General features: G+C 40.7%; 8 protein-coding genes. 2 read left to right on the top strand and 6 right to left on the bottom strand.

The genetic code is table 11. The features are described from left to right. Positions 1 to 469 precede the first annotated feature (469 nt). Positions 470 to 742 carry a hypothetical protein gene (locus tag FTU06_RS16315; protein WP_180147603.1) on the bottom strand — a complete coding sequence of 91 codons (273 nt, stop codon included), beginning with the start codon at positions 740 to 742 and terminating at the stop codon, positions 470 to 472. A 225-nt stretch (positions 743 to 967) separates the two neighbouring features. On the opposite strand from FTU06_RS16315, the gene FTU06_RS16310 reads away from it, so the two are divergent. After that, positions 968 to 1,609 carry a YitT family protein gene (locus FTU06_RS16310; protein ID WP_180147601.1) on the top strand — a complete coding sequence of 214 codons (642 nt, stop codon included), beginning with the start codon at positions 968 to 970 and terminating at the stop codon, positions 1,607 to 1,609. Between the two features lie 493 nt (positions 1,610 to 2,102). Here FTU06_RS16310 and tyrS read toward each other — a convergent pair whose 3' ends face one another. After that, a complete protein-coding gene (gene tyrS / locus FTU06_RS16305; RefSeq protein WP_171262600.1) occupies positions 2,103 to 3,335 on the bottom strand; it encodes a tyrosine--tRNA ligase in 1,233 nt (410 codons plus the stop codon). Between the two features lie 63 nt (positions 3,336 to 3,398). Here tyrS and FTU06_RS16300 point away from each other — a divergent pair, with 63 nt between their 5' ends. After that, positions 3,399 to 4,526, top strand: a complete 1,128-nt coding sequence (locus FTU06_RS16300) for an anhydro-N-acetylmuramic acid kinase (protein ID WP_078189534.1) — start codon at positions 3,399 to 3,401, stop codon at positions 4,524 to 4,526. Positions 4,527 to 4,625: 99 nt separating this feature from the next. On the opposite strand, the gene FTU06_RS16295 is transcribed toward FTU06_RS16300, so the two are convergent. The 4 genes from FTU06_RS16295 to FTU06_RS16280 all read right to left on the bottom strand — a co-directional run. Further along, positions 4,626 to 5,912 carry a lytic murein transglycosylase gene (locus FTU06_RS16295; protein WP_180147599.1) on the bottom strand — a complete coding sequence of 429 codons (1,287 nt, stop codon included), beginning with the start codon at positions 5,910 to 5,912 and terminating at the stop codon, positions 4,626 to 4,628. A 730-nt stretch (positions 5,913 to 6,642) separates the two neighbouring features. Next, on the bottom strand, positions 6,643 to 7,764 hold the full coding sequence (locus tag FTU06_RS16290) for a 5-(carboxyamino)imidazole ribonucleotide synthase (protein WP_180090334.1): 1,122 nt from the start codon (positions 7,762 to 7,764) through the stop codon (positions 6,643 to 6,645). A 16-nt stretch (positions 7,765 to 7,780) separates the two neighbouring features. Then, the gene (gene purE / locus FTU06_RS16285; protein ID WP_078189531.1) at positions 7,781 to 8,293 is read right to left on the bottom strand and encodes a 5-(carboxyamino)imidazole ribonucleotide mutase; all 513 of its coding nucleotides are present in this window, start codon (positions 8,291 to 8,293) and stop codon (positions 7,781 to 7,783) included. A 113-nt stretch (positions 8,294 to 8,406) separates the two neighbouring features. Next, a partial coding sequence (locus tag FTU06_RS16280; RefSeq protein ID WP_180009613.1) for a zinc ribbon domain-containing protein occupies positions 8,407 to 8,544 on the bottom strand: 138 nt, incomplete at its 5' end.

Here is an 8,544-nt window from a genome sequence, read left to right as displayed (position 1 = left end):
CAAGTTGTTCTTCATAATCTCTTAATGATCTTCCTAACATCTCGTCAATGCTAGAAGCTGGACTTCGATAAACTTAACAACTCAACGCTTCGCGTTTCGTTCGTTTCCGTCTATCTCGTCGGTATGGGGTGCATTCTAGAGCATTTCAGAATCATTGCAACCCCCAATTCACTATATTTTTCACGTATGTATTTTTTATAAGCGTTTTTGCTAAAAAAATTGCACTTTTACCTATTTTTTAAGCATTTTTTATAAATATTTAGCAAATAGTCGATATTTAATTAAGTAAATTTCTTATATCTAACAAATCTTTTTCAGCGCTTTTAAGTCTAATAAAAGTGACTTTGATTATTTATTAATCATTAGTCTACTTTTCTTCCTCAAAGCACATCATTTTTTTGTGTCATCACACCGATTCAAGCTTCATAGACATTTTTTAGCTTGCATTTTTATATTTACCAACATTCTTTTAACGTTCATATGCTAAATGTTGCATGACTTCCAAGATGACTTGTTGCTTTCCACGGAAATCCTCGGCAGAAAATAGCAGCTTGGCACGTCGAGGGAGTTGTTCTCGTACCAATGCAAATAGTTGGTACTGTGCTGCGATATCCAAATCATGTAATTGTTGCTGCGCCTCACAAAATAATGCTCGCTTATACTGTGTGGTTTGGTGATCAAATAAATATCTCAAGATTCGATCAATCTGTTCATCATGATTATCGGTATCGTAATACGCCATGTTGTTGCTCTTTTTTGATTTTTGACCATTGTTCCATAAGGCCTGTTTTTGCAAAAATCATTTTAATTACATGCTTAGTCATTTTTGCTGATAAAAATACAGCCTATTTTATTTGAATAATCACTATTAACGATCACAGTCATAAAAAGCCACTATTTTTGGGCTTTAGACGCATAGAGCGCAGGCTGCGTTTTACGTACACTCTTTTTATTTTTTAGGTGCAGGATGCCAACACAGTTTTTTCCACGCTTATTCTTACTATTAGGCGGATTAGGATTTTTGGCTTTTGGTGTCGTACTCTCTATACATTCAAATTTAGGGACATCCCCTATTTCCTCGGTGCCCTATAGCTTTAGCTATATCTTTCCTCCCACCGTCGGCACATTAACAGTATTAATGCATATCGTCATGATCCTGCTGCAAATGCTGATCTTAAAATCACGCTTTCAGTGGATACAGTGGTTGCAATTACCCGTGGGAATTTTGTTTGGTGCATTTATTGACGGTTTAATGTGGCTGACCCAAGGCTGGAGCATAGAAAGTTACCCACTTCAACTCCTGGCTTGCTTGGCAAGTTGCCTGATTACTGCTTTAGGTGTGAGCTTAGTGGTCAAAGCCAGTCTAGTCTTCTTGGCCGCAGAAGGCCTCTATCAAGCCATTGCTGTTCGTTATCGCCTTGATTTTGGCAATTGTAAGACCTATGGCGACATTCTCTTGGTCAGTATTGCAGTTATCAGTAGTTGGCTAGTCTTACATCAAGTCATCGGAGTACGTGAAGGCACCATTATTACCGCACTTTTAGTGGGGACTTTAGTCAAGCGGATTTTACCTAAATTAAGCTTCATTCAATTTGGCTCTAAGCCCTAAAACCAAGCTCCATGAACATCTATCTGAGTAAAGACATTTTAAAGCTCGATTGAATCGGGCTTTTTTTCTGGCGCGATTAAAGTCTTTAATACAGAAATGAATGTGATTTTTGAAAGGAATAGCTCAATTTTACAAATAAAAAAGGGAAAGATCTCTCCCAAAATCTTTCCCTTAGAATTGAATCTTTAGTCGATCCATCGTGTAGTTATTATAGTTATTTGTTAACTCACTAAAAAAAGAGTCCCTTGGGGAAGAGACTTATAAAAAGTGGAGTTATCGTTATGTACCCTCTAGATGGTATATATCTCTCTAGATGAATAAATCTTATACATAAAATTCAAGAAATGCAACACATTTGGAAAAATTTAAGTGTTGTTTTTATAAGGTTTTTTTTGAATTTGCTTATTTATATTATTAATATATTAATTGGTAAAAAAAAGCAGGCCGAAGCCTGCTTTTAATTCAATAACTTAACTAAAAATTCAAGAATTTATTAGTCGGTAAAAGTTACTTTTGCGATCGCTTTTTTGCTCGCTTGGATAATCAAAGTTTTGTTTTCTGACACAGCATAACCTGCATCAACCACTTCCCAATCCACTTTCACTGCACCACGACCAATTGCATCTTTTGCTTGAGCTGCATTTTTAGTCAAACCCGCTTCACGCAAAATAGAAGTAATGAAAATCTCACCACCAAATGCGCCACGAGAAATAGTCACTTCTGGTGTACCTTCTGGAAGTTCACCTTCAGTAATCAAGTTGCCTGCACCTTTGTGCGCATTTGCCGCAGCTTCTGCGCCATGGAAACGCTCAACCAATTCAAGTGCAAGAATTTTCTTCACTTCTTGTGGATTACGACCTTCAGCCACTTCTTTGAGCAACTGTTGAATTTCTTCAATCGATTTAAAGCTCAACAAGTCAAAGTAACGTTCGATCAAATCATCTGGCATTGAAAGCACTTTTTGGTACATCGCACCCGGTGCATCAAATACGGCAATATAGTTACCCAAAGATTTAGACATTTTATTTACGCCATCTAAACCTTCAAGAATTGGCACAGTAATGCACACTTGAGATTCTTGATCATAACGGCTTTGTAATGTACGACCCATCAGCAAGTTAAAGGTTTGGTCTGTACCACCCAACTCTACATCCGCTTCTAGTGCAACTGAGTCATAACCTTGCACCAATGGATATAAAAATTCGTGAATCGCAATTGGTTGATGGCTGTTATAACGTTTAGTGAAGTCATCACGTTCCAACATACGTGCCACAGTTTGCTGTGAAGCCAACTGAATCAAGTCAGCAGCAGTTTTTTGACCAAACCACTCTGAGTTAAACACAACTTTAGTTTTCGCAGGATCAAGAATCTTAAACACTTGTTCTTGATAAGTTTTAGCATTTTCTAAAACTTTTTCACGTGACAACGGTGGACGCGTAGCGCTCTTACCCGTTGGGTCACCGATCATGGCTGTATAGTCACCAATCAGGAAGTAAACTTCATGACCTAAATCTTGGAAAACTTTTAATTTATTAATTAGAACCGTATGACCTAAATGTAAATCAGGTGCAGTCGGGTCAAAACCCGCTTTAATTTTTAATGGGCGATTCTGCTTTAATTTCTTAAGAAGATCTTCTTCAGAAATAATCTCATGTGTGCCTCGTTGGATGAGGGCAAGTTGTTCTTCAGCCGGCAGGAAATTTGACATCACAAAATCCAAATAGATCAGTTATACAATTTGTGCGATATACTAACACTTTTTCAGCACATTGCAGGCTTAAGAATCATCATGACAGCGATCTACATTGGGGTAATGACCGGCACAAGCATGGATGGTGTCGATATTGTTGCTGCTTCTTTTGATCCTTTAGAGATTCATGCAACGCTCACACTTCCCTTTGACCCAGACCTTCGTGATGAACTGATGGCACTTACTTTGCCTGATGATAACGAAATTGATCGCATGGGTAAGGCAGACGTTGCTTTAGCTCAAATGATCGGTCATGGCATCAATGAATTGATCGAGAAGAATCAGCTAGATCGTAGTCAAATCAAGGCGATTGGCTCACATGGACAAACCATCCGTCATCGCCCAGAACATGGTTTTACCCTACAAATTGGCGACCCCAATATTATTACCGAACTCACTAAAATCCCGGTGATTTCAGACTTCCGCCGCCGTGATATGGCTGCAGGCGGTCAAGGCGCACCTTTAGTTCCTGCGTTTCATCAAGCGCTTTTCCAACATGACACTATTCACCGTGTGATTTTAAACTTGGGTGGCATTGCCAATGTCAGCATGTTACCTGCGGGTAAACCTGAAGATGTCTATGGCTTTGATACAGGTCCAGCTAACATTTTAATGGATGCTTGGTGCGAACGTTATACTGGTCAGCCCTATGATGAAAATGGGAACTGGGCAGCTTATGGTCAACCTATTCGCAGTCTGCTCGACCGCTTACAAGCACATGAGTTTTTCTCTAAAGAACCGCCAAAAAGCACAGGTCGTGAAGACTTCAATCTAGAATGGTTAGATGAACAGATTCTCGATTGGCGTGGAGATCTCGAATATGACGAACTCGAAGATACACCAGAAAACATTCAAGCAACCTTAATGAAACTCACCACACGTGCCATTAAAAAAGCCATTTACCGTTCTGATATGGATACTGGTGAAGTCTATGTATGCGGTGGTGGTGCATACAATTCGCACCTATTAGAGCAACTGCGCTGGCGTTTACGTAAACATGAATGGACGGTACAAAGTACCGCCGATTTAGGCTTAAGCCCAACATGGGTGGAAGCCACAGCCTTTGCTTGGTTGGCGATGCGCTTTGTCAATCAGCTTAGTGCAAATTTACCAAGTGTGACTGGTGCTGCTGGCTATCGTATCTTAGGTACAATCACTGCGGTTTAAGAGTCAAAAACATATAAAAAAGGTCTGCAATTGCAGACCTTTTTTATATAGACAAGCTTTTATATATATTGACTACTATATAAAAAGCATAGCTCAAACTTAATTCATCATTGCCTTGGCATGCTCATTACGAAATGCCCGTAAAATCTGCTGTCCCGCCCGACCTGTTGGACTTAAACCCAGTCGATTTTGCTCTTGTCGAATTGCTTGACGGGTTTTATCTCCAATTAATCCATCAACTTTACCGATGTCATAGCCGCGGTTAAGTAAAAATTGTTGAATCTCACGTCGTTCCGCACGTGAAGTCCCAGGATCATCGGTTGGCCATGTCGTACTAAAGCCACCCTTGCCTTGCAAGCGATCGGATAAATGCGCAATCGCTAATGCATAACTCTCTGCGGTATTGTAGCTATAGATTGCATCGAAATTTTTAAACACCAAGAACACAGGCCCACTTGCCCCAGCCGGTGCCATTAAACCTGCTTGGCTCGATCCAGAAAGGTTACCTTGTATTAACGGTGTACCATCGGCACGCTGCAAACCACGATTCATCCAGCTATCTAATGACTTTTTATTACGGCGACTTTCACCACTGATCGACATTCCTTCGGGAATTTTTACTTCAAAGCCCCACGGCTGACCAGTTTGCCAACCACGCTTTTTCAGGAAGTTGGCTGTAGATGCCAACGCATCCGTGGTACTCGACACCAAATCACGGCGGCCATCACCATCAAAATCCACGGCCAGTTCTTCATAGGTACTCGGCATAAATTGGGTATGACCAAATGCACCTGCCCACGAACCTTTCAATTGAGATTCATTTAAATCACCACGCTGCAAAATCCGCATGGCTGCAAAAAACTCGCCACGGAAATAGCTTTGACGGCGTCCTTCACAACTTAAAGTGCCCAATGACTGTAATAAAGGATAGCTACCCGCAATATCACCAAAATTACTCTCCACACCCCAAACCGCGACCACGGTTTCAGCAGGCACACCATAAGCCGCTGCGACAAGGTTTAATACATCACGATGCTGCGCCAATTTCTGCTGACCTAGTTGTACACGCTCTTCATCTACCAGACCGGACAGATAGTCCCAAATCGGAGTTGAAAACTCAGGCTGATAGTTGAGCTTTTCAATCACAGAATAATCAGGTGTTAAATTTTGCGTATAGCGATCATAAGTTGACGCACTCACACCTGCATTAATCGCTTGCGAGCGCAAATTGGCTAAACAACCTTGAAAGTTATTTTGTGATGAAATGCTGCTTGTTGCAGGCATACTCGACGAATTGACAGACTGACCATTAATAATCAACTCGGCATTTGCCTGAGTTATTGCCAATAAAGCAGTCCCGAAAACAAATCCTAAGTGATGCTTCATACCCTTGATCTTTTTTTGAATTTAAATTGTTGCTTTAACAATAGCATCTCAAAGCAAAAGTTAAAGGTTCAAAACGTAAATTTAAATTCATAATCTCTACTTATTTAAATTCATTTTTGAAATTTGAATTCAAAAGCAGTTATCCACAACCCAGTTTTAAATTCACTACAAACCAAACAACGGTTTAAATTTAAATTTAAAACTTTTAAATTTAAAAATAAATCGTATGTAGAAAAAGTTATCCACAAATTCAAAATAGCGTAACAATTCATCTTTATTGTTAATAATCAAAATATTATAGCTTTTAAAAGCACTTTCTACAGATCCAATAATTCTGATCAACTTTTAAATTCAAATTTTTAAATTTAAACACAGCGAAATGAATTCATTTTTTGAAATTTAAATTCATAAACTTTGAATTCATTGTTTTTGGCATAGGATTTTTTGAATTCAAATTCATAGTTTAAATTTAAAAACACAGTTTGAATTCAAAACGCATTAGTTATTTTTGATTTTGATTCACATACATCGCAGACTATTGATACACAAAAAACCATACGAAGATTAGCGCAGAATATTTATAAACGAACGAACACTTTATGATCAATAGTTTCTTATCGTTTCAGCGATAAACGGTGTGATTTTGCAAAGAGGCGCAATGATGCCCGAACTACAGCAATAAAAAAAGCGGCCATGTGCATGACCGCTTTTTTATCATTCAAACACAGGTTTAAATGGTCATATCTTCGCTAAGTGCCAGTGGATTCGGCAAAATTTTCGCCAAAGCACGACATAAAGCTGTTAATTCTGCAGTATCGTTCGGCATTAAGGTGATGTGACCGATTTTGCGACCTTCACGCTCTGTTTTGTTATACAGATGCAAATGTGCGCCATTCAGTGCCAATACATCTTCAGACTTCGGATGCTGGCCAATGATGTTCACCATGACCGTTGGACGAACAACTTCAGTCGAACCCAAAGGCAAACCTGCTACAGCACGGATGTGGTTTTCAAACTGTGAACACACTGCGCCTTCAATCGACCAATGCCCCGAGTTATGTACACGCGGCGCCATCTCATTGGCATATAAGCCTTTATCCGTCACAAACAGCTCTAGCGTCAAAACACCGACATAATTCAAATGATTGAGCAGGCGAGTAATGTAGTCTTGCGCAACTGGTTGTAAGTCTGCGCTGTTTGGCGCAGGCACAATCGAATGCGACAAAATGCCGTTGTGGTGGTGGTTTTCCGCCAATGGCCATGTTTTCACATCACCGTCTTGACCACGCACCGCAATGATTGAGACTTCACGTGAGAAGGTTACAAAGCTTTCCGCAATCAATTCACCAGCAGGGCCCAGTTCAGCCCATGCTTGATCCATTTGCTCAGCGCTACGTAGCACAAATTGACCTTTACCGTCATAACCGCCACGCGATGTTTTCAGTACGATGGGTAAACCCAACTCAGCAACAGCAGCTTGTAAATCCTCGAAAGACGTCACGGCCTTATAAGGTGCAACTGGAATAGACAACTCATCAAACAAGGCTTTTTCAGACAAACGATGCTGTGCAATCGCTAAAGCTTGGCGCGGTGGGTGCAATGCTTTGTTCTTAGTCAACACATCAACATCTGCTAACGGAGTATTTTCAAACTCTAAGCTGAAAACATCTGCGCTCTGAATGAAATCTTGCAAACCATTTTCAGCTTGAGTCGAAATCACTGGACCCAGCGCTGCAGAAGGGCACTCAGTACTCGCTTCAAAGAAGGTGCATTGAATGTTTAAAGGCAATGCCGCTTGCGCCATCATGCGACCAAGCTGGCCACCACCAAAAATACCAATGGTTTTATCCATGAGAAATGCCCCTTAATTAAGCTTGACCCGGAATATTTTTACTCGCCACTTTATCGGTTTGCGCAGCACGGAAATCTGCAACATTTTTTGCGATTTCAGGCCGTGTTAAACCTAAAATTTGTGCAGCCATGATCGCCGCATTGGTTGCACCCGCTGGGCCAATGGCCAAAGTACCGACAGCAATCCCTGCAGGCATTTGTACAATTGAAAGCAGTGAATCAACACCATTTAGAATCGATGATTTTACCGGTACGCCGAGTACAGGCAAATCAGTCTTGGCTGCACACATGCCTGGCAAATGTGCTGCGCCGCCAGCACCGGCAATAATTACTTGAATACCACGATCACGTGCGGTTTCGGCATATTCGAATAATCGATCTGGAGTTCGGTGTGCAGATACTACTTCCGCTTCAAATGGGACGCCAAGCTGTTTGAGCATATTGGCAGTGTTTTCTAGCGTTGCCCAATCCGATTGAGAACCCATGATAATTCCAACGAGAGGAGTGTCTTGTGAAGCGGCCGCATTCATTGCAATGTTTCCAGAGATTAAAGTAAGAGAGAGTAAATCTCGACTAGAGCCAAGCTTTAATAAGAGCCCCGTATTATAGACTGAAAATTCATCTCATTGACATCCTCACCCCCTTAAAAGAGGATGATTCCTACAGCTAGACGCTTATGCCCAAGCGCAAGAATGTTTAGAGCTGAGTTTATATCTCGATCATGAGCTGTACCACAGCTCATGCACTCCCATTCTCTTATTCCAAGATCTGTCTTACCTTT

The organism is Acinetobacter sp. YH12052 (assembly GCF_013419835.1).
In the GTDB taxonomy this organism is placed as follows: Bacteria; Pseudomonadota; Gammaproteobacteria; order Pseudomonadales; family Moraxellaceae; genus Acinetobacter; species Acinetobacter amyesii.
Note: the sequence above shows the minus strand (reverse complement) of the source record. Positions and strands in the feature narration are given on the sequence as shown.

Bases quoted from the DNA above. Each gene is read 5' to 3' on its own strand.
- FTU06_RS16295 (WP_180147599.1), bottom strand. From the start codon at position 5,912: ATGAAGCATCACTTAGGATTTGTTTTCGGGACTGCTTTATTGGCAATA.
- purE (WP_078189531.1), bottom strand. From the start codon at position 8,293: ATGAATGCGGCCGCTTCACAAGACACTCCTCTCGTTGGAATTATCATG.
- FTU06_RS16315 (WP_180147603.1), bottom strand. From the start codon at position 742: ATGGCGTATTACGATACCGATAATCATGATGAACAGATTGATCGAATC.
- FTU06_RS16290 (WP_180090334.1), bottom strand. From the start codon at position 7,764: ATGGATAAAACCATTGGTATTTTTGGTGGTGGCCAGCTTGGTCGCATG.
- FTU06_RS16300 (WP_078189534.1), top strand. From the start codon at position 3,399: ATGACAGCGATCTACATTGGGGTAATGACCGGCACAAGCATGGATGGT.
- FTU06_RS16310 (WP_180147601.1), top strand. From the start codon at position 968: ATGCCAACACAGTTTTTTCCACGCTTATTCTTACTATTAGGCGGATTA.